19 protein-coding genes and 1 other RNA gene are annotated in these 21,083 nt (G+C 68.2%); 10 read left to right on the top strand and 10 right to left on the bottom strand.

Annotated features, from left to right (window positions below):
* Position 1 precedes the first annotated feature (1 nt).
* The 5 genes from N0B71_RS10095 (at position 2) to N0B71_RS10075 (ending at position 6,251) form a co-directional block, all read left to right on the top strand.
* Positions 2-1,591: a GMC family oxidoreductase gene (locus N0B71_RS10095; protein ID WP_259758696.1), complete on the top strand. Its 1,590-nt coding sequence runs from the start codon at positions 2-4 to the stop codon at positions 1,589-1,591.
* A complete protein-coding gene (locus N0B71_RS10090; RefSeq protein ID WP_259758694.1) occupies positions 1,588-2,868 on the top strand; it encodes a cytochrome c in 1,281 nt (426 codons plus the stop codon). Before N0B71_RS10095 ends, N0B71_RS10090 begins: the two co-directional genes overlap by 4 nt.
* Before the next feature lie 169 nt (positions 2,869-3,037).
* On the top strand, positions 3,038-5,422 hold the full coding sequence (locus N0B71_RS10085) for a tetratricopeptide repeat protein (protein WP_259758692.1): 2,385 nt from the start codon (positions 3,038-3,040) through the stop codon (positions 5,420-5,422).
* A gap of 74 nt (positions 5,423-5,496) precedes the next feature.
* The gene (locus N0B71_RS10080; RefSeq protein WP_259758690.1) at positions 5,497-5,814 is read left to right on the top strand and encodes a DUF2388 domain-containing protein; all 318 of its coding nucleotides are present in this window, start codon (positions 5,497-5,499) and stop codon (positions 5,812-5,814) included.
* 110 nt (positions 5,815-5,924) lie between these two features.
* Complete coding sequence (locus tag N0B71_RS10075) at positions 5,925-6,251, top strand: DUF2388 domain-containing protein (RefSeq protein ID WP_259758688.1); 327 nt, start codon at positions 5,925-5,927, stop codon at positions 6,249-6,251.
* Between the two features lie 498 nt (positions 6,252-6,749).
* Here N0B71_RS10075 and gcvP read toward each other — a convergent pair whose 3' ends face one another.
* The 4 genes from gcvP to N0B71_RS10055 form a co-directional block, all read right to left on the bottom strand.
* Positions 6,750-9,626 carry an aminomethyl-transferring glycine dehydrogenase gene (gene gcvP, locus N0B71_RS10070; RefSeq protein WP_259758686.1) on the bottom strand — a complete coding sequence of 959 codons (2,877 nt, stop codon included), beginning with the start codon at positions 9,624-9,626 and terminating at the stop codon, positions 6,750-6,752.
* An 87-nt stretch (positions 9,627-9,713) separates the two neighbouring features.
* Positions 9,714-10,103: a glycine cleavage system protein GcvH gene (gene gcvH, locus N0B71_RS10065; protein ID WP_259758684.1), complete on the bottom strand. Its 390-nt coding sequence runs from the start codon at positions 10,101-10,103 to the stop codon at positions 9,714-9,716.
* Between the two features lie 67 nt (positions 10,104-10,170).
* Positions 10,171-11,253, bottom strand: coding sequence for a glycine cleavage system aminomethyltransferase GcvT (gene gcvT / locus N0B71_RS10060; protein ID WP_259758682.1), 1,083 nt, complete (start codon positions 11,251-11,253; stop codon positions 10,171-10,173).
* Between the two features lie 112 nt (positions 11,254-11,365).
* Positions 11,366-12,985, bottom strand: a complete 1,620-nt coding sequence (locus N0B71_RS10055) for an ABC transporter permease (protein WP_259758680.1) — start codon at positions 12,983-12,985, stop codon at positions 11,366-11,368.
* A 176-nt stretch (positions 12,986-13,161) separates the two neighbouring features.
* On the opposite strand from N0B71_RS10055, the gene N0B71_RS10050 reads away from it, so the two are divergent.
* The gene (locus tag N0B71_RS10050; RefSeq protein WP_259758678.1) at positions 13,162-13,500 is read left to right on the top strand and encodes a hypothetical protein; all 339 of its coding nucleotides are present in this window, start codon (positions 13,162-13,164) and stop codon (positions 13,498-13,500) included.
* Between the two features lie 15 nt (positions 13,501-13,515).
* Here N0B71_RS10050 and N0B71_RS10045 read toward each other — a convergent pair whose 3' ends face one another.
* The 5 genes from N0B71_RS10045 to N0B71_RS10025 form a co-directional block, all read right to left on the bottom strand.
* Positions 13,516-14,517: a Fe(3+) ABC transporter substrate-binding protein gene (locus tag N0B71_RS10045; protein ID WP_259758676.1), complete on the bottom strand. Its 1,002-nt coding sequence runs from the start codon at positions 14,515-14,517 to the stop codon at positions 13,516-13,518.
* A gap of 295 nt (positions 14,518-14,812) precedes the next feature.
* Positions 14,813-16,030 carry a 2-octaprenyl-3-methyl-6-methoxy-1,4-benzoquinol hydroxylase gene (locus N0B71_RS10040; protein ID WP_259758674.1) on the bottom strand — a complete coding sequence of 406 codons (1,218 nt, stop codon included), beginning with the start codon at positions 16,028-16,030 and terminating at the stop codon, positions 14,813-14,815.
* Between the two features lie 25 nt (positions 16,031-16,055).
* Complete coding sequence (gene ubiH, locus N0B71_RS10035; protein WP_259758672.1) at positions 16,056-17,240, bottom strand: 2-octaprenyl-6-methoxyphenyl hydroxylase; 1,185 nt, start codon at positions 17,238-17,240, stop codon at positions 16,056-16,058.
* A gap of 1 nt (position 17,241) precedes the next feature.
* Positions 17,242-18,576 carry a Xaa-Pro aminopeptidase gene (gene pepP, locus N0B71_RS10030; RefSeq protein WP_259758670.1) on the bottom strand — a complete coding sequence of 445 codons (1,335 nt, stop codon included), beginning with the start codon at positions 18,574-18,576 and terminating at the stop codon, positions 17,242-17,244.
* Between the two features lie 8 nt (positions 18,577-18,584).
* Entirely contained in the window at positions 18,585-19,139 is a 555-nt protein-coding gene (locus N0B71_RS10025; RefSeq protein WP_259758668.1) for a UPF0149 family protein, read from the bottom strand.
* A 183-nt stretch (positions 19,140-19,322) separates the two neighbouring features.
* Between N0B71_RS10025 and N0B71_RS10020 the strand changes: the two genes are divergently transcribed.
* The 4 genes from N0B71_RS10020 (at position 19,323) to N0B71_RS10005 (ending at position 20,708) form a co-directional block, all read left to right on the top strand.
* Complete coding sequence (locus N0B71_RS10020) at positions 19,323-19,532, top strand: TIGR02449 family protein (protein WP_017521390.1); 210 nt, start codon at positions 19,323-19,325, stop codon at positions 19,530-19,532.
* The gene (locus tag N0B71_RS10015; protein ID WP_259758665.1) at positions 19,529-19,858 is read left to right on the top strand and encodes a cell division protein ZapA; all 330 of its coding nucleotides are present in this window, start codon (positions 19,529-19,531) and stop codon (positions 19,856-19,858) included. Before N0B71_RS10020 ends, N0B71_RS10015 begins: the two co-directional genes overlap by 4 nt.
* Positions 19,859-19,890: 32 nt before the next feature.
* A non-coding RNA gene (gene ssrS, locus N0B71_RS10010) (6S RNA) lies at positions 19,891-20,069 on the top strand.
* 9 nt (positions 20,070-20,078) lie between these two features.
* Positions 20,079-20,708, top strand: a complete 630-nt coding sequence (locus N0B71_RS10005) for a 5-formyltetrahydrofolate cyclo-ligase (protein ID WP_259758664.1) — start codon at positions 20,079-20,081, stop codon at positions 20,706-20,708.
* Positions 20,709-20,732: 24 nt separating this feature from the next.
* Here the strand turns inward: N0B71_RS10005 and N0B71_RS10000 are convergent, their stop codons facing one another.
* Positions 20,733-20,867, bottom strand: a complete 135-nt coding sequence (locus N0B71_RS10000; protein WP_128082560.1) for a hypothetical protein — start codon at positions 20,865-20,867, stop codon at positions 20,733-20,735.
* Between the last annotated feature and the right edge of the window lie 216 nt (positions 20,868-21,083).

Here is a 21,083-nt window from a genome sequence, read left to right as displayed (position 1 = left end):
CATGGCACAGACGCAACGCGCGGATTTCGTGGTGGTCGGCTCCGGCGTGGCCGGCGCGCTGGTCGCCCATCAGTTGGCGCTCGCCGGCAAGGACGTGCTGATCCTCGAGGCCGGCCCGCGCATGGGCCGCTGGGAGATCGTCGAGCGCTTCCGCAACCAGCCGGACAAGTCCGACAACCAGGCGCCCTACCCCTCCAGCCCGCACGCCCCGCACCCGCAGTTCAAGCCGGACAACCATTACCTGATCCAGAAGGGCGAACACCCCTACGACGTGCAGTACATCCGCGCCGTGGGCGGCACCACCTGGCACTGGGCGGCGTCCGCCTGGCGCTTTCTGCCCAACGATTTCAAGCTGCGCAGCCTGTACGGCGTGGGCCGCGACTGGCCCATCGAGTACGCCGAGCTGGAGCCCTGGTACCAGCGCGCCGAGGAGGAACTGGGCGTCTGGGGCCCGGCGGACGAAGAACTCGACTCGCCACGCAGCCAGCCCTACCCGATGCCGCCGCTGCCGCTGTCGTGGAACGAGCAGCGCATCAAGACCCTGCTCAACGCCAACGGCTACCGCGTGGTCACCGAACCGGTAGCGCGCAACAGCCGCCCCTACGATGGCCGCCCGACCTGCTGCGGCAACAACAACTGCATGCCGATCTGCCCCATCGGCGCCATGTACAACGGCATCGTCCACGTCGACAAGGCCGAGGCCGCCGGCGCCCGGCTGATCGAGAACGCCGTGGTGTTCAAGCTGGAAAAGGGCGAGGCCGGCAAGATCGTCGCGGCGCTGTACAAGGACCCGCAGGGCAACGAAGTACGCGTCGAGGGCGATACCTTCATCCTCGCCGCCAACGGTATCGAGACGCCCAAGCTGATGCTGATGTCGGAGGTCGGCAACAGCTCGGACATGGTCGGCCGCAACCTCATGGACCACCCCGGCACCGCGGTGCAGTTCTATGCCGACGAGAAGCTCTGGCCGGGGCGCGGGCCGCAGGAGATGACCTCCATGGTGGGCTTCCGTGACGGCGCCTTCCGCAGCGAGTACGCCTCGAAGAAGATCCACCTGTCCAACCTCTCGCGCACCGACCAGGTGGCCACCGAGCTGATCCGCCACGGGCCGTTGCTGCTGGGCCACGAACTGGAGGCGAAGATCCGCGACCGCGCTGCGCGCTTCGTGCGCTTCGACAGCTTCCACGAGATCCTCCCGCACCCGGAGAACCGCATCGTGCCCAGCGCCACCGAGCGCGACGCGGCGGGCATTCCCAAGCCGGAATTCACCTACGCGATGGACGACTACGTGCGCAAGAGCGCGGTGCACACCCGCGAGGTCTATGCCCACGCCGCGAAGCTGCTGGGCGGGGAAGACATTCAGTTCATCGACAACTTCGCCAACAACAACCACATCACCGGCACCGTGCTGATGGGCGCAGACCCGAAGGACTCGGTGGTGGACACCCAGTGCCGCACCCATGACCACCCCAACCTGTTCATCGCCGGCAGCGGCGTGATGCCCACCGTCGGCTCGGTGAACTGCACCTTGACCATCGCCGCCCTGGCCCTGCGCCTGGCCGAGCACCTGAAGCGGGAGGCCACGGCATGAAACGACTGATCCTCCTCGCCCTGCTGGCCACGCCGCTGGCCGGCCAGGCGGCCAAGGCCCTCGATCCGGCGCCGGCGGACCTGCTGCAGCGCGGCGAATACCTGGCCCGCGCCGGCGATTGCGCGGCCTGCCACACCGCGCCGGGCGGCAAGCCCTTCGCCGGCGGCCTGCCGCTGGCCACGCCGCTAGGCGCGGTGTACTCCACCAACATCACCCCCGACCCGAAGACCGGCATCGGCAGCTACAGCTACGACGACTTCGCCCGCGCCGTGCGCGAAGGCGTGGCCAAGGGCGGCACACGGCTCTACCCGGCGATGCCCTACACCGCCTACGCGAAGATCACCGACGAGGACATGCGCGCGCTCTACGCCTGGTTCCTCGAAGGCGGCGTGCAGGCCGTGGCCCAGCCCAACCAGGACTCCGACATCGCCTGGCCGCTGAACATGCGCTGGCCGCTGGCGATCTGGAACCTGCTGTTCCACGACGACACGGTCTACCAGGACAACCCGAAGCAGAGCCCGACCTGGAACCGCGGCGCCTACCTGGTCCAGGGCCTGGCTCACTGCGGCACCTGCCACACGCCGCGCGGCATGGCATTCCAGGAAAAGGCCATGGACGAACGCGGCACCGGCTTCCTCGCCGGCGCCGCACTGGGCGGCTGGTACGCCTTCAACATCACGCCGGACACCCACAGCGGCATCGGCGGCTGGAGCGACGCGGACATCGTCCAGTACCTCAAGACCGGCCGCGTACCGGGCAAGGCCCAGGCCGCCGGGCCCATGGCGGAAGCCGTGGAACACAGCTTCCAGTACATGACCGACGCCGACCTGCAGGCCATCGCCAATTACCTGCGCAGCGTGCCGGCGGTCAGCGATGGCGAGCGCAAGGCGCGCTTCGCCTGGGGCACGCCGGCGGACGACGTGGTCACCCTGCGCGGCCAGGACTTCGCTGCCCAGAAACACGACGACGGCGCGCGCCTGTACCTGGGCAACTGCGCCAGCTGCCACTCCTGGAGCGGCGAAGGGGTGAAGGACGGCTACTACCCGATGCTGCTGAAGAACAGTGCGGTCGGCGCCCTGCAACCGGACAACCTGGTGCAGGTGGTGCTCGGCGGCGTACACCGCAAGGTGGGCAACGAGGACGTGTTCATGCCCGGCTTTGCCGGCACGCTCAACGACGAACAGATCGCCACCCTGGTGAACTACCTGACCGCGCAATTCGGCAACCCCGAGGTGAAGGTGGACAGCGCGCGGGTCGCGGAGATTCGCCAGCCTTGAGGTGAGATGCGCCTGCCCTCGCTTGACGGCGGACAGGCGCGCCCTGGCTTCCCCTCACCCTGACCTTCGCCCGGAGGGCGAGGGTCAACGCCTGCAAAGCGCTTCGCGTTGACAGGCCGGCGCCCCTCGCCGAAGCTGCGCCGGCTTGCCAGCGAACAACGGAAGTCCCATGCCACAGCCGAAGCCGCCCGCCTCCCGCCCGACGCCCCGCCTCCGCGGCGGCTGGTTGGTGGCCTGCGCCGCGGCGCTGCTGGCGCTGACCCTCGGCCTCTGGGGGTGGATGCAGCGGGACAGCGCGCCGCTGCCGCCCCCGCCCACGGTACTACAGCCCACCGCCAAGCCCACCGCCAAGCCCGCGGCCACCTCTGTCGCCGCACCACCGGCAGCGCCCAGCCTGGTGAACGAACAGCAGTGCCAGGCTTGCCACGCCGAGCAGTCCACGGCCTGGCAGGGCTCGCATCACGCCCAGGCGATGAAGCCGGCCAGCGACGGCGCTGTGCTGGGCAACTTCGAGAACGTCACCTTCAAGGGCGACACCGAGACCACCCGCTTCTACCGCAAGGACGGCGACTACTGGGTCAATACCCCCGGCGCCGACGGCAAGCCGGCGGACTTCAAGGTGGCCTATACCTTCGGCGTCGATCCGCTGCAGCAGTACCTGATCGACTACCCCGGCGGGCGCCTGCAAGCCCTCGGCGTCGCCTGGGATAGCCGCAAGCACCAGTGGTTCCAGCTGCCTGCCAGCCAACGCATCGACTTCCGGGACGACCTGCACTGGACCCGCCCGGCGCAGAACGCCAACTTCATGTGCGTGGAGTGCCACACCACCGGCTTCACACGCAACTACGACGCCGCCACCGACCGTTTCGCCAGCCACTGGAACAGCCTCGGCGTCGGCTGCCAGGCCTGCCACGGGCCGGCATCCAGGCACCTGGAATGGGCGCAGAAACCCGACCGCAGCGCCGACAAGGGCTTCGAAGTGCCGTTGCAGAGCGCCAGCCAGACCACCCTCGTCGAAACCTGCGCGCGCTGCCACGCCCGCCGCGCACCGCTGGGCGATGGCTCGCGGAACACTCACCGCTTCATGGACGACTACCTGCCCAGCCCCCTGACCCGCGAGCTCTACGAGATCGACGGCAAGATCAAGGACGAAGTCTTCGAATGGGGCTCCTTCACCCAGAGCACGATGTTCGCCAAGGGCGTGCAGTGCACCGACTGCCACAACCCCCACAGCGGCGAGCTGAAGGCGCCGGGCAATGGCGTCTGCCTGCAATGCCACAACAGCACCGGCAGGGCGATCCGCCCGCAGATCGACGGCAAGGGCCTGCAGGCGAAGCACTACGACGCGCCCGAGCACCATCACCATGCGCCCGGAAGCCCCGGCGCCCAGTGCACCGCGTGCCACATGCCCGGTCGCTATTACATGGGCAACGACTACCGCCACGATCATGGCTTCACCTTGCCCGACCCGGTGCACGCGCGCCGCATCGGCGCACCGGACGCCTGCCAGGCCTGCCACCGCGACATGCCCGGCAAGCAGCTGGGCTCGGCCTTCCGCCAATGGTTCGCCAACGAACTGCCGGCCAAGCCCAACGCCTCCAGCAACCCGCCACCGCGCTACGACGACACCCTGTGGAAAGCGCGCAACGGCAAGCCCGGCGCCTCCCGCGCGCTGCACCTGCTGCTGGCCACCACGGACCTGCCGGCGATCCGCCGGGCCACGCTGCTCGCCGAGTTGCCCAGCTACCCCAGCCCGCGCTCGCTGGAGCTGGTCGCCCTGGGCTTGAAGGATGCCGATCCGCTGGTGCGCCACAGCGCCATCGAGGCGCTCCCCGCGCTCGCCGCGCCGGCGCAGCAACTGCCGTTGCTCGCCCCGCTGCTGCGTAACCCGATCCGCGCCGTGCGCCTCGCAGCGACCTGGCAACTGGCGCAGCTGCCGCCGGCGCTGCGCGCCGACATCGACGCTGAACTGCAGGCCGCCCTGGCGGAGTACGAGCAAGTCCAGCAGGACCTTGCCGAACGGGCGGACGCCAACCTCAACCTGGCCAACCTCTACGACCTGACCGGCCGCGCCGAGCGCGTCGAGGCCGCCCTGCGCGCGGCACTGGCGCGCGACGCCGGCTACCTGCCGGCGCGGGTCAGCCTCTACCAATGGCTGGAATCCGCCGGCCGAGCCAGCGAGGCCCGCCAGTGGCTGGACGAGAGCCTGCGCCTGTATCCCGCTGCCGGCCTGCTGCACCACGTCAACGGCCTCGCCCTGGTCCGCGCGGGGCAGAAGGCCCAAGCCCTGAAGGAGCTGCGCGAAGCCGTGCGGCTCGCCCCGGACGACGATCAGTTCCGCTATGTGCTGGCCATCGCCCTGCACGACAGCGGCGACCTGGACGGCGCCTGCCACGAGCTGGAAACCCTGCTGCAGAAGCACCCGGCCAACCGCGCCGCGCGCCTGGCGCTGCTCGACTACCTGCGCCAAGCCGGGCAGTTCCAGAAGGTGCAGCAGTTCACCGCGGAGCTGGAGCAGCAGAACCCCGATGATCCATCCCTCAAGCGTGAGTGACATTTCCGACGACAGGTGGGAACCGCGGAATCTTCCGACGTTCTGAGTGGCGCGCAATCACTCAAGGAACCATCATGCGTCGCCGTTCTGCCCCTCTTGTCGTAGCCCTCACCCTGCTCCCCATCACCTGCGCCATGGCCGAAGACAGCGGCTTCTGGCGCAGCGTGCTGACCTCTGGCGCCACCACCGCCTCCAGCTACCTGACCAGCCGTGACGATCACAAACTGATCGGCCCGGCCCAGGATGACGCCGCCAGCTTCATCGCCACCGACGGCGCCATCCGTGGCCCCTACCTGGAAGCCATGCTGCAGCAGATGCGCAGCGCCGACCCGGCCCTGGCGCAGGCCAGCGACGCCGAACTGGCCTCGGCGATCCTTGCTGCCCAGCAGTGATCGCCCCTGGTGTGCGCGACGACCGCTCGCGCACCCCCCCCAGAAAAGTTGGAACTCCGCCACGGCGCAGCGGCTCTCACCTGTACACGGACCTTGCGGAGGTGTACTCGATGCGTACCGCGAAACTGGCCACAGCCTTTGCCCTGATCGCCCTGCCCGTTGCCTCGGCCATGGCCGACGGCGACTTCTGGCGCGACATCATCTCGTCCGGCGCCACTACCGCGTCGACCTACCTGACCTTCAAGCACGACAAACTGATCGTCGCCGCCCAGGACGACGCCAGCGCCTTCGTCGCCAGTGACGGCGCCATCCGCGGCCCCTACCTGGAAGCCGCCCTCACCCGCCTGCGCAGCGACGACGCCGCCCTGCAGGATCGCAGCGACATGGAACTGGCCAACGCCATCCTCGTCCGCCGCGATGACCCATCCGCCCAGTGACACCCACCGGCGCGGCCCGTGGCGCGCGCCGCGGGTCCGCGAACCGCTCCGGCTGCGCCGCGCGGTGAAGCCGATCGCGGATGAAATCCGCTCCTATGCCGCCGGCGCTGTGAGCACGCCCCTGTAGGAGCGGACTCTGTCCGCGATGGGCAGCCGGTCAGCTGGGGTTGCCCTGTAGGAGCGAGCTTGCTCGCGAACCCGCCCAGCTTCAGCGCCGCCGGGAAGTCCGTTCGCGAGCAAGCTCGCTCCTACGAAAAGCCCCCGACAGCGGCTCGTTCGTTCAGCGCACTTTCATTTCAACGCACAGCCCGCCCGCTCCTACGCCAACCGGGCAGCACCGGGCCCCCTGTAGGAGCGAGCTTGCTCGCGAACCCGCCCAGCTTCAGCGCCGCCGGAGAATCCGTTCGCGAGCGAGCTCGCTCCTACGAAGAGCCCCAATGAAAAAGCCGCCCGAGGGCGGCTTTTTCAATTCGGCGCAGAATCACTGCGGCGCACGGGTCACTCGCGGTAGTCGTCAACCGGCACGCAGGCGCAGAACAGGTTGCGGTCGCCGTAGACGTTGTCCACGCGGTTCACCGCCGGCCAGTACTTGAAGGCGCGGGTGTGTTCGGTCGGGGTCACCGCGTCGGCGATGGGATAGGGCCGATCCCACAGTCCGGTGACGTCCGCCAGGGTGTGCGGCGCGCGCTTGAGCGGGTTGTCCTCGGCGGGCCATTCGCCGGTTTCCACCTTGGCGATCTCCGCGCGGATCGACAGCATCGCCTCGATGAAGCGGTCCAGCTCGTGCTTGGACTCGCTCTCGGTGGGCTCCACCATCAGCGTGCCGGGCACCGGGAAGGACATGGTCGGCGCGTGGAAGCCATAGTCCATCAGGCGCTTGGCGACGTCTTCCTCGCTGATCCCGGTCTGCGCCTTGAGCGGGCGCAGGTCGAGGATGCATTCGTGGGCGACGCGCTCGTTGCGGCCACGGTAGAGCACCGGGAAGGCGCCATCGAGCTGCTGGGCCAGGTAGTTGGCGTTGAGGATCGCCACTTCCGTGGCATCGGCCAGTTGCGGACCCATCATGGCGATGTACATCCAGCTGATCGGCAGGATGCTCGCACTGCCCCAGGGCGCAGCGCTCACCGCGCCGTTCAGCGGGTTCGGGCCTTCGATGCGGATCACCGGGTGGTTGGCGACGAAGGGCGCGAGGTGCTTCTTCACGCCGATCGGGCCCATGCCCGGGCCGCCGCCGCCGTGGGGGATGCAGAAGGTCTTGTGCAGGTTCATGTGCGACACGTCGGCGCCGATGTCCGCCGGGCGCGCCAGGCCGACCTGGGCGTTGAGGTTGGCGCCGTCCATGTAGACCTGGCCGCCGTGGGCGTGGATGACCTCGCAGATCTCGCGGATGCCCTCTTCGTACACGCCGTGGGTGGACGGGTAGGTGATCATCAGGCAGGACAGCTGCTCGCCGGCTTCGGCCGCCTTGCGCTTGAGGTCTTCCAGGTCGACGTTGCCGCCCTTGTCGCACTCGACGATGACCACGCGCATGCTCGCCATGATCGCCGAGGCCGGGTTGGTGCCGTGGGCCGACGACGGGATGAGGCAGATGTTGCGGTGCGCATCGCCCCGGCTCTCGTGGTACTTGCGGATCGCCAGCAGGCCGGCGTACTCGCCCTGGGCGCCGGAGTTGGGCTGCATGCAGATGGCGTCGAAGCCGGTGATCGCGCAGAGCCAGCGCTCCAGCTCCTCGATCATCAGGCGGTAGCCCTCGGCCTGCTCGCGCGGCACGAAGGGGTGCAGGCTGGCGAATTCCGGCCAGGTGATGGGGATCATCTCGCTGGTGGCGTTGAGCTTCATGGTGCAGGAGCCCAGCGGGATCATCGCCTGGTTCAGCGCCAGGTCCTTGCCTTCGAGCTGGCGCAGGTAGCGCAGCATCTCGGTTTCGCTGTGGTGGCGATTGAACACCGGGTGGCTCAGGTAGCCGCTGCTGCGTTGCAGGGCGGCGGGGATGCCATCGGCGACCTTACCGGCGTCGAGCTGGGCGACGTCCAGGCCGTGGCCGGCACCGAGGAGGATGTCGAACAGGCTGGCGAGGGTGTCGGCACTGGTGGTTTCGTCCAGGCTCACGCCCAGGCGGTCCTCGCCGACGATGCGCAGGTTCACGCGGGCGGCGCGGGCGCGCTCGATGATGGCCTGCTGCTGCGCGCCGACGTCCAGGGTCAGGGTGTCGAAGAAGTGCTGGTTGACCCGCTTTACGCCCTTGGCGGCGAGGCCGGCGGCCAGCACGGCAGTCAGGCGGTGCACGCGCTGGGCGATGCGCTTGAGGCCCTGCGGGCCGTGGTAGACGGCGTACAGGCTGGCGATGTTGGCCAGCAGCACCTGCGAGGTGCAGACGTTGGAGTTGGCCTTCTCGCGGCGGATGTGCTGTTCGCGGGTCTGCAGCGCCATGCGCAGCGCGGTGTTGCCGCGGGCGTCCTTGGACACGCCGATAATGCGGCCGGGCATGGCGCGCTTGTAGTCGTCGCGGCAGGCGAAGAACGCCGCGTGCGGGCCGCCGTAGCCCATGGGCACGCCAAAGCGCTGGGCGCTGCCCAGGACCACGTCGGCGCCCAGCTCGCCCGGCGGGGTGAGCAGCAACAGCGCGAGCAGGTCGCTGGCGACGCAGGCGATGGCCTGCTGGGCGTGCAGGGCATCGATCACCGAACGCAGGTCACGGATTTCGCCGCGGGTGTCGGGATATTGCAGAAGCGCGCCGAACACCGCGTGCTGGCCGAGGTTGTCCACCTCGTCGACCACCACGTCGAAGCCGAAGGCCTCGGCGCGGGTCTGCACCACGGAGATGGTCTGCGGGTGGCAGTGCGCATCGACGAAGAACAGGTTGCTCTTGGCCTTGGCCACGCGCTTGGCCAGGGCCATGGCTTCGGCGGCGGCGGTGGCTTCGTCGAGCAGCGAGGCGCTGGCGAGGTCGAGGCCGGTGAGGTCGATGGTCATCTGCTGGAAGTTCAGCAGCGATTCGAGACGGCCCTGGGCGATCTCCGGCTGGTACGGGGTGTAGGCGGTGTACCAGCCCGGATTTTCCAGCACGTTGCGCAGGATGACGGTCGGGGTCAGGGTGCCGTAGTAGCCGGTGCCGATCAGGCTGGTCCACAGCTCGTTCTTCTGCGCGTACCCCTTCAGCTTGGCCAGCGCGCCCTGTTCGTCGAGGGCGGCCGGCAGATCCAGTGGCCGGTTCAGGCGGATCGCCGGGGGCACCGTCTGCACGATCAGGTCGTCGCGACTGCCGAGCCCGAGGGTGTCGAGCATGGCGTGCTGCTCGGCGGCGTCGGGGCCCAGGTGGCGGGCGAGGAAGGCATCAGGCTGGTGCAGCTGGGAAAGCGAAGGGGTGTTCGACATGGCCACGGTCTCGAAAAGTCGGTCCGTAATCGGTCCGTAAAAAAGAACAGGCCCCGACGAGTCGAGGCCTGTGTGTACAGCAGCGTGTTACGCGTCGGAATCGCTGGCAGCGCGATAGCCGGCGGCGTCGAGGAGCTTGTCCAGCTCGGCCGGGTTGCTCGGCTTGAGCTTGAAGAACCAGGAGCCGTACGGGTCGTTGTTCACTTCTTCGGGGGTGTCGGCCAGCACGTCGTTGACCGCGATGACTTCGCCGCTCACCGGGGCGTAGATGTCCGAGGCGGCCTTCACCGACTCGACGACACCGGCTTCCTGACCGGCGGCAAGGGTCTTGCCGACTTCCGGCAGTTCGACGAAGACCACGTCGCCCAGGGCTTCCTGGGCATGGTCGGAGATGCCCACGGTCACGCTACCGTCGGCTTCCAGGCGCGCCCACTCGTGGCTGGCGGCGTAACGCAGGTCGGCGGGGATATTGCTCATCTTGTTTTTCCTCGAGGACGGGGCGACGGGCGGCGGTACCGCCCTCTTCTAAGTTAGATCATGCAATTTAGATCAGGGCTTTGCCATGACGCACGAAATTCGGCTGAACGACGCGAACCGGATACCACTTGCCGCGGATCTCCACCTCGGCGCGGTCGCCGGTGGCCGCCGGCACGCGGGCCAGGGCGATGGATTTGCCCAGCGTCGGGGAGAAGCTGCCACTGGTGATCTCGCCCTCGCCGACACCGGCGACGCGGACGACCTGGTGGGCGCGCAATACGCCGCGCTCCTCCAGCACCAGCCCGACCAGCTTGGGCGCATCGCCGGCGGCCTTCTGCGCTTCGAGGGCCTTGCGGCCAACGAAGTCGCGGCCTTGCGGTTCCCAGGCGATGGTCCAGCCCATGTTGGCGGCCAGCGGGGAGACGTCCTCGTCCATGTCCTGGCCGTAGAGGTTCATCCCGGCTTCCAGGCGCAGGGTATCGCGCGCGCCCAGGCCCGCCGGGGCGATGCCGGCGCCGACCAGGTCGTTGAGGAAGCCTTGCGCCTCGACGGCCGGCAGCATGATTTCCAGGCCGTCCTCGCCGGTGTAGCCGGTGCGGGCGATGAACCAGTCACCGTCGGCCTTGCCCTGGAAGGGCTTAAGCTCGCGGATCAGCGCGGCGCGCGAGGGGGTGACCAGCTCGGCGGTCTTTTCGCGGGCGTTGGGGCCCTGCACGGCGAGCATGGCGAGGTCCGGGCGTTCGCTCAGGGTGACGTCGAAGCCCTCGGTGTGGGCCTGCATCCAGGCCATGTCCTTGTCGCGGGTGGAGGCGTTGACCACCACGCGGTAGCCGTACACGCCGAGGTAGACGATCAGGTCGTCGACGACACCGCCGCGTTCGTTGAGCATGCCGCTGTACAGCGCCTTGCCCGGAACCTGCAGTCGTTCGACGTCGTTGGCCAGGAGTCGCTGCAGGTATTCCTTGGCCTGCGGACCGGTGACGTCGACCACGGTCATGTGGGAAACGTCGAACACGCCGCAATCGCGACGTACCTGGTGGTGCTCTTCGACTTGCGAACCGTAGTGCAACGGCATGTCCCAACCGCCGAAATCGACGATCTTGGCGCCGAGGGCGACGTGCAAATCATAGAGCGGCGTGCGCTGTCCCATGGGTGTTCTCCTTCCGGGCGAGGCGGGTGCGGAGCGCGAGTACGGCCCGCACGAAACGCGCGCATTGTAGTCGCAAGGCCGGCCGCTGGACAGCTTGTCCGACGGCCGATTCTCAGGGCCGGGAAGAACCGCTCTGGCGCGCGGAGCGGCGAATCAGGCCGATCACCGGGAACAGCCCGACCAGCACCAGGGTCAGCGCCGGCAGCGCGGCGCGGGCCCATTCGCCCTCGCTAGTCATCTCGAACACGCGCACGGCCAGGGTGTCCCAGCCGAAGGGGCGCATCAGCAAGGTGGCCGGCATTTCCTTGAGCACGTCGACGAACACCAGCAGCGCGGCGCTCAGCGCCCCTGGCAGCAGCAGCGGCAGGTAGACCCGCAGGAACAGGCCGGCGCCGCCGACGCCCAGGCTGCGCGAAGCCTCCGGCAGCGACGGACGAATCCGCGCCAGCGCGCCCTCCAGCGGGTGGTAGGCCACCGCCATGAAGCGGATCAGGTAGGCCACCAGCAGCGCGCCAAGGCTGCCCAGCAGCAGCGGCTTGCCGGTGCCGCCCAGGGCGCTGGAGAGCGGAATCACCGCGTGATTGTCCAGCCAGCTGAAGGCCAGCATGATCGCCACCGCCAGCACCGAGCCGGGCAGCGCATAGCCGAGGTTGGAAATACCCACCGCCGAGCGCACCGCCGGGGTCGGCGACAGGCGCCGGGCGAAGGCCAGCAGCAGCGCCACGGCAACCGTCAGCAGCGCCGCCAGGCCGCCCAGGTAGAGGCTGTGCAGGATCAGCCCGGCGTAACGCTCATCCAGGTCGAAGCGGCCCTTCTGCCAGACCCATACCAGCAGCTGCAGCAGTGGGATGACGAAGGCGCAGGCGAACACCAGCAGGCACCAGGCGCTGGCGGCGAACGCCTTCCAGCCGCGCAGCCGGTACAGCGCCGCGCCGCGCGGGCGCTCGCTGGGCACGCCGCTGCGGCCGCGGCCGTAGCGCTCGCCCAGCAGCACCAGCATGACGAACAGCAGCAGCAGGCTGGCCAGCTGGGTAGCGCTGGACAGGCTGTAGAAGCCATACCAGGTCTTGTAGACGGCGGTGGTGAAGGTATCGAAGTTGAACACCGCGACGGTGCCGAAATCCGCCAGGGTCTCCATGATCGCCAGCGCCAGCCCGGCGCCGATGGCCGGGCGCGCCATGGGCAGGGCGACGCGCCAGAAGGCCGCCAGCGGCGACAGGCCGAGCACCCGCGCCGCTTCCATCAGGCCGCGCCCCTGGGCGAGGAAGGCGGTGCGCGCGAGCAGGTAGACGTAGGGGTAGAACACCAGCACCAGCACCGTGATCACCCCGCCGGTGGAGCGCACCCGCGGCAGCCGCAGGCCGCTGCCGAACCACTCGCGCAGCAGCGTCTGCACGGGGCCGGAGAAGTCCAGCAGGCCGACGAAGACGAACGCCAGCACGTAGGCCGGCACGGCAAAGGGCAGCATCAGCGCCCAGTCCAGCCAGCGCCGGCCGGGGAACTCACAGAGGCTGACGAGCCAGGCGAGGCTGACGCCCAGCACGGTCACCCCCACGCCCACGCCCGCCACCAGCACCAGGGTATTGCCCAGCAGGCGGGTCATCTGCGTGTCCCACAGGTGCGCCCAGATTTCCCGGTCGATCTGGCCCCAGCTCAGCAGCAGGACGCTGATCGGCAGCAGCACCAGGGCGGCGATGGCGAAGGTGATGGGAGTCCAGCGAGTGGCGCGCATGCGGGGCGTGTGTCCAGGGCATCAAGGGGTGTTTGCAGGAAATACCGTCGATCAACTGACGGAAATTTCCTTCATTGAAATCGAATTCGCCTGATCCTCATGGGAAAGGGATAAAGCGCAAGGTACCGCGGTCGAATCGCCCACTCTGCCACTGCCGCCCCCAAGGAAAAAGTCCCATGTCATCCCTCTTCCGTCTGTCCGGCCTGCTGCTGTTGCCGTTCTGCAGCCTGGCCCTGGCCGACGCTCCCACGCCCGTCGAGGCCTGCGTGGCCATGGCCATGAGCAAGGTCGCCGCGGACCCGGCCTTGCAGGAACGCTGGCAGAAGACCTGGATCGAGCCCAGCTCGATTCGCGAGGAAGCCTACGAGGGGTCGGTGAACGGCCAGCCGGCCAGCAAGCGGCTGGTGGCGCAACTGCGCCGGGGCGAGCAGTCGGACGGCGAATTCATCTGCCTGCTCGACGGCGACGGCAAGGCACTTGCCGTCAGCCACCAGGACGACGCCGGCGCCCGTTGAGGCGCCGGGCTCCGCTCAATTCCAGCCGGCGCGGTCCATCAGCCTGATCGCCTCGGCCTGGCGCTTGCCGGCCACTTCCACGGGGATGCTGTCGGCCTTGAACGTGCCCCACGCAGCGACTTCCGGCGACGGCGCCACCGCCGGGTTGGCCGGGAACTCCTGGTTGATGCCGGCGAACAGCGCCTGGGCATCCGGCCCGGTCATCCACTCCACCAGCTTCTTCGCCGCCTCCGGGTGCGGCGCGTACTTGGTCAAACCGATGCCCGACAGGTTGACGTGCACGCCCCGGTCGCCCTGGTTCGGCCAGAACAGCTTCACCGGCAACTGCGGTTTATCCTTGTGCATGCGCCCGTAGTAGTAGGTGTTGACGATGCCGACGTCGCACTGGCCGGCGGCGATGGCCTGCAGCAGGGCGTTGTCGTCGGAGAACACGTCGGTGGCCAGGTTGTTCACCCAGCCCTTGAGGATGTCCTCGGTCTTCTGCGCGCCGTGGGTCTCGATGAGGGTGGCGGTGAGCGACTGGTTGTAGACCTTCTTCGCGGTGCGCAGGCACAGGCGGCCTTCCCACCTCGGGTCGGCCAGCGCTTCGTAGGTGGACAGCTCCTCGGGCTTCACCCGCTGGGTCGAATAGACGATGGTCCGCGCGCGCAGCGACAGGCCGGTCCAGCTATCGGTGCCGGAGCGGTACTGCGGCGGGATGTTGGCATCCAGGGTCGGCGAGTCGAAGGGCTGCAGGATGCCCATCTGCTCGGCCTGCCAGAGGTTGCCGGCGTCCACGGTGAGCAGCAGGTCGGCCGGCGTGTTGGCGCCCTCGGCCTTGATCCGCGCCATCAGGGGCGCTTCCTTGTCGGTGATGAATTTGATCTTCACCCCGGTCTTCTCGGTGTAGGCATCGAACACCGGCTTGATCAGCTCGTCGATGCGCGAGGAGTAGACCACCACCTCGTCGGCGGCCTGGGCGGTGCTCCCGAAGGCGACCAGCAGGAGGGTGGCGAGAAGACTTTTGCGCACGAGCATGGGCGTTTCCTTTGCAGGGAAGAAATCCCGCAAATGATAAGGAACCGCATTTGATAACGAGCTGCGCGTTTGTGTCGGGGTGTTTCGATGGGGTGCGGTGTGGGGTCGCGTGGGATATTGGTGATGCAGGCCAGGAGCCCCTCACCCCAGCCCTCTCCCAGAGGGAGGGGGGGGCAGTTCGGAGTGTGCGGTCATCGCGGAGGCAGCCGGCGAGATCTGAGCGTTCAGCCTGCGCCGATCAGTCCCCTCTCCCCCTGGGAGAGGGTTAGGGTGAGGGGGCCTCAGGCCGCCCTTATCAAACCCGCGCCAGCTCCGGCAAATCCCCCGACAGCCCCAGCGCCTGGCGCACGAACACGCCCTTGGCCTCGTGGTGTTTGTCCACCAGCCGCAGGCCGGCGTTACGCAGCCAGCGCAGCGCCAGCGGGTCCGCCTGGAACAGGCGCTGGAAGCCTTCCATCGCTGCCATCATCGCCAGGTTGTGCGGCATGCGCCGACGTTCGTAGCGGCTCAGCACGCGCTCCTCGGCGATGTTCTCGCCACGGGCATGGGCGTGCTCGAGCACCTCGGCGAGCACGGCGGCATCCAGGAAGCCCAGGTTCACGCCCTGCCCGGCCAGCGGGTGGATGGTGTGCGCGGCGTCGCCGATCAGCACCAGCCCCGGCTCCACGTAGCGCTTGGCGTGGCGCTGGCGCAGCGGGATGCACAGACGGCGGTCGGCGTGTTCGATGGTGCCCAGGCGATGCTCGAAGGCCACCCCAAGCGCCTTGCGGAAGCCGTCGTCGTCCAGCGCCATGAGCTTCTCGGCCTGCTCTGGCGTGGTCGACCAGACGATCGAGCACCAGTGCGCATCGCCCGCCTTCGCCAGTGGCAGGAAGGCCAGCGGGCCGTCGTCGGTGAAGCGCTGCCAGGCGGTGGCCTGGTGCGGCTTCTCGCAGCGCACGCTGGTGACGATGGCGTGATGCAGGTAATCCCACTCGCGGGTGGCGCAGCCGGCCAGGCGGCGCACGGCGGAGTTGGCGCCGTCGGCGGCGACCACCAGCGGCGTGCGGACTTCGCGGCCATCGGAGAGGGTCAGCAGCCAGTCGTCGCCGGAGTGGCGCAGTTGTTCGAGGCGCGCATTGGGCAGCAGGCCGAGCGCGGAGTCGTGCAGACGCTCCAGCAGGGCGTCCTGCACCACGCGGTTCTCGACGATATGGCCGAGCATCTCGGCATGTACGCTGGCGGCGCTGAAGTGAATTTGCCCGGTGCCCGAGCCGTCCCACACCTGCATCTCGCTGTAGGGCTCGGCGCGGCGTGCGGCGATGCCGTCCCAGGCGTGCAGGCGCTGGAGGATGCGCCGACTGGCCTCGGACAGCGCACTGACGCGCGGCTCGAAGGGTGCTTCGCGGTCGAACGGCGTGACGCTCAGCGGCGAGCCGTCCAGCAGCAGGATGTCCAGCCCGCTGCCTTCCAGGGCCAGGGCCAGCGCGCTGCCGACCATTCCCGCCCCGACGATAACCAGATCCGCGTGCATCGAATTTCCTTTTGGCTGAGGCGTGTTAAACCGGGCGGGCGCCCAGGCCCATGGCCTGGCGGGCGAACCAGCGCTTGGCCGGCGGCAACAGGTCGAGCCCCAGCAGGCCGAGGTTGCGACCGGTGGCCAGCAGCGGCTGGGCATTGGAGAACAGCCGGGTGACGCGGTCGGAGAAGCCGACGGTCATCTGCTGGTCCAGCCGCTGGCCGTCCAGGTAGCGCTGCAGCACGGCGAAATCGCCCGGCGCGGCGTCTTCCAGCAACAGGCGGTCACCCAGTGCCTTGGCATCGCGCAGCGACAGGTTGAAGCCCTGCCCGGCAATCGGATGCAGGCTGTGGGCGGCGTTGCCCAGCACCACCAGGTGCGGGCGAATCTGCTCGTCGGCCTCGGTCAGGCTCAGCGGGTAGCCGTAGCGCACACCGACCTGGCGCAGGGTGCCGAGGCGGTAGCCGAAGGCCTCCTGCAACTCGGCGAGGAACGCCGCGTCGGGCAGCTCGCGCAGGCGCTCGGCGTCGCTGCCATTGCGGGTCCAGACCAGCGCGCAGCGGTTTTCCGGCAGCGGCAGCAGGGCCAGCGGTCCGTTCTCGGTGAAGCGTTCGAAGGCTTGCCCGCGGTGAGCCTCGGACGGGCTGATGTTGGCGATCAGCGCGGTTTGCCCGTAGGACGAGGAACGCACGTTGATGCCCAGCTGCTCGCGCAGGCCGGAGCGGCCGCCATCGGCGAGCACGGCGAGGTCGCAGTCCAGCTGCGAATCGTCGTCCAGGGTCAGGCGGTAGCCGTCGCCCAGGGCGTCCATCCGGCGCACTTCGGCCGGGCAGCGCCAGCTGACCACGGTCGGGTCGAGCGCATGCCAGAGGCACTGGCCGAGCCAGGCGTTTTCCACCACGTAGCCCAGCGCGGGAACGCCCTCCTCCACTGCCGTCAGGCGCGCGGCGCCGAAGCGGCCGCGGTCGGAGACGTGGATCTGGGTGATCGGCTCGGCACGCTGGGCGATCTGCTGCCACAGCCCCAGGCGTTCGTAGATCTGCCGGCTGCCGAAGGACAGCGCCGAGGAGCGCGCGTCGTAGCTGGGCTGGTAGGCATCGCCGGGGGCGAACGGCTCGACCAGCACGATCTGCCAGCCGCGCGCGCGGGCGCCGGCCTGGAGGATCAGCGCAAGGCTTGCGCCAACGAGCCCGCCACCGATGATGGCCAGTTGCGTACGTTGCATGTCAGGCGGCCTGGGCGCGGGCCTGCGCCATCAGCGCTTCGATCTCGGCGACGGTCTTAGGCACGCCGTTGGTCAGCACTTCGCAGCCGGTTTTCGTCACCACCACGTCGTCCTCGATGCGCACGCCGATGCCGCGCCACTTCTTGGGCACGTCGGTGTTGTCCGGGGCGATGTAGATGCCCGGCTCGACGGTCATCGCCATGCCCGGTTCGAGCACACGCCATTCGCCGCCGACGCGGTACTCGCCGACGTCGTGCACGTCCATGCCCAGCCAGTGGCCGGCACGGTGCATGTAGAAGGCCTTGTAGGCTTCGCGCTCGATCAGCTCGTCGACCTCGCCCTTGAGCAGGCCCAGCTCCACCAGGCCGGCGGTGATGACCCGCACGGTGGCCTCGTGGGCTTCGTTCCAGTGGCGGCCCGGGGCGATGTAGTCGAAGGCCGCCATGTTGGCGTCCAGCACCAGCTGGTAGATGGCTTTCTGCTCGGGGCTGAAGGTGCCGCTGGCGGGGAAGGTGCGGGTGATGTCGCTGGCGTAGCAATCGATCTCGCAGCCGGCGTCGATCAGGATCAGGTCGCCGTCCTTGATCTGCGCGTCATTCTCCCGGTAGTGCAGGATGCAGGCGTTGCGGCCGGTGGCGACGATGGAGCCGTAGGCCGGCATCTTCGCGCCACCCTGGCGGAAGGCGTATTCCAGCTCGGCTTCCAGGTGGTACTCGTAGAGCCCCGGGCGGCAGGCCTGCATGGCGCGGATGTGGGCGCCCGCGGAGACTTCCGCGGCGTAGCGCATCACCTTCACCTCGCCGGCGCTCTTGTACAGGCGCTGGTCGTGCAGCAGGTGGTCGAGGGCGACGAACTCGTTCGGCGGCTGCGCACCCTGGCGCGCCTTGGAGCGGATCACGTTGATCCAGTCCATCAGCCGGCGGTCGAATTCCTGGTTGGCGCCCAGCGCGTAGTACACGCGGTCGCGGCCCTCGATCAGGCCGGGGAGGATGTCGTCGATATCGCCGATGGGGAAGGCATCGTCGGCGCCGAAGGTGCTGATCGCGCCGTCCTGGCCGGCGCGCAGGCCGTCCCAGAGTTCACGTTCCGGATCGCGCTCGCGGCAGAACAGCACGTACTCGCCGTGCTCGCGGCCGGGGATCAGCGCCATCACCGCTTCCGGCTCGGGGAAGCCGGTGAGGTACTGGAAGTCGCTGTCCTGGCGGTAGACGTGCTCGACGTCGCGGTTGCGGATGTACATCGGCGCCGCCGGGAGAATGGCGATGCTGTTGGGTTCCATCTGCGCCATCAGCGCCTTGCGACGACGGGCGTATTCCGACTTGGCGATACGGATCATGCGCGACCTCAATGCAGGGAGGGTTTCTCGGCCGGTGCCGGCACCTTGCCGAATTCGGAGAACAGCAGCAGCGGGGCGACGCGCAGGTATTCCTGCACTTCCATGTAGTCGGCCTCGCCGTCTTCGGATTCTTCCAGCTGCCCGCCGACCTGGGCGATGGCGGCGATGTCCTGCAGCACTTCGTCGGCTTCGTCCGACAGGCTGGGGGAACGCAGCGCCAGGCCGAAGCCGGCGAGGAAGCCCTGGCACCACTGGCCCAGGGCCACGGCACGCTCGGCCAGCGGCGCGTCGTCGTTGGGCAGCATCAGCACCACGGCCATCTCGCCCTGGCTGAAGTCCTGCTGGACCATGCCCAGCAGGCCGCCCAGGGCCGCGCCCAGGCGCTCGCCCGGCTCGCCGCCGAGCAGCTCGGCAGCGGCCTGCAACCACTCGTCCTGGTCGAAGCCGGCCCCGGCGCAGACGCGGCCGAGCAGGTGGCCGTGCAGTTCGGCGGGGGAAATCGGCAGGGCGGCCTCGGCGAGCAGGGTGGCGAAGGCGGTGTAGGCGGAGCTGGAAGTGGACATGATCGAACCCGGGTGACGGCTAGGCGCCATCAGGCGCCGCGCAATAGAATAGGGTCCGTTATCCTAGCACCGGCGCACACCGCAAGACCATGCGACCCCGCGCCGGGCAGCCGTGCGTTGACCCACCCCCACGGCAGTCCTATATAGTTCTCGATTACTTAAGCAACTCCCAAGCGAGAGCCCATGGAAGACGCCGACCTGCACGCGCTGATCGCCAAGTTCGACCTGCTGCTCCAACGCCTGGAACAGCTCAAGGCCGAAAACCGGCTGCTGCGGGCGAACGAGAAAAGCTGGCGGGAAGAACGCGCCCATCTGATCGAGAAGAACGATTTGGCTCGGCAGAAGGTCGAAGCGATGATTTTGCGTCTTAAAGCCCTGGAGCAGGACTCATGAGCCAGTCGAATACCCTGAACGTCCAAATCCTCGACAAGGAGTACTGCATCGCATGCCCCCCGGACGAGCGCGTCAACCTGGAAAGCGCCGCGCGCTACCTGGACAGCAAGATGCGCGAGATCCGATCCAGCGGCAAAGTGATCGGTGCCGACCGCGTAGCGGTGATGGCCGCGCTGAACATCACCCACGACCTGCTGCACAAGCAGGAGCGCGTGGAGCATGACAGCAGTTCCACCCGCGAGCGCGTGCGTGAACTGCTCGAGCGAGTGGATCGCGCACTGACAACCGATACCCTTACCACCGATAAGGGCCAGGGTGAAGTCTGACCAGGGAAATTTCCTTGGGGTATAATCAGCCCCGCTCCCTGGTGTGTTGGCCAGTCGGTGATGTCCCTGAGCCGATAATTGCAACAACGGGGGTTGCCAGTTGGGCTGGTGTGCATGTCCGCACGACGGAAAGCCTTAAAGCCTACTGCAACCACCACCTTGAACTCTCGGGTTCAAGGGCTAACCCGACAGCGGCATGTCCGGGGAGCTTTACCCTTCGATGATCCACTCAGACGGTCTCTCCCGCCCTGCCCTGCGCCGCCAGCTGCGCCAGGCCAGACGCGCGCTCACTCCCCTGCAGCAACGCCTCGCCGCCCAGGCCCTGTATCGCCAGCTCGCGCAGCATCCGCTGTTCCGCCGGGCCAGGCACATCGCTTTGTACCTGCCGGCCGACGGCGAAATCGACCCGCGCCCATTGATGAAGGCTGCGCAGAAACGCGGCAAGGCGACCTACCTGCCGGTGCTCTCGGACTGGCCGCGCACGCACATGACCTTCCAGCAGGTGGGCATCGGTGAGCGCTGGGTGCGTAACCGTTTCAACATCGCCGAACCCTTGGCCGACCGACGGCGCCAGCGCCCGGCCTGGGCGCTGGACCTGCTGTTGCTGCCGCTGGTGGGCTTCGATGCGCAAGGCGGCCGCCTGGGCATGGGCAAGGGCTTCTATGATCGGACCCTGGCCTACCTGGGCATGCGCAAAAATTGGCAGAAACCGACGCTCCTGGGCCTGGCGCATGAATGCCAGAAGGTCGATAGGCTGGAGCTGGCGAGCTGGGATGTGCCGCTGATGGGCATCGTGACGGACGGCGGCTGGTATGGCCGTCTGGCAACGGAATCGCGTTCCTTGCGATAACCGTGGCGCGAGCAGACCGCTGGATCAGGGCTGCTGGGTGACCTGCACCGGGGCGTTGCCCTGGCGTTGTTCCCACAGGCTCTGGGTGTAACCGGTAGTGACGACCCCCAGACCGAAAAGTATTACCAACACCCACAAAAGATCAGGCTTGCGTTTCATCGATTGCCTCCCCCTTCCAGGCAATTGTCCACGACAGCCGGCGGTGGTTTTTGATCCGTCCGGCAGGCCACGCTTAAAAACGGCGGCATTCTCCGACAATGAAAAGCTTCTCGCAATTCTGACGCCAACCGATCGTCGGAGGAGCTGTCGCCCCGAAAACTTCCGGCACTTTCAGGCAATCTTCATGCCGTAAGTCCTACATCTTCTTCCTACAGT

This window comes from Pseudomonas sp. GCEP-101, from assembly GCF_025133575.1.
Classification (GTDB): domain Bacteria; phylum Pseudomonadota; class Gammaproteobacteria; order Pseudomonadales; family Pseudomonadaceae; genus Pseudomonas; species Pseudomonas nitroreducens_B.
Note: the sequence above shows the minus strand (reverse complement) of the source record. Positions and strands in the feature narration are given on the sequence as shown.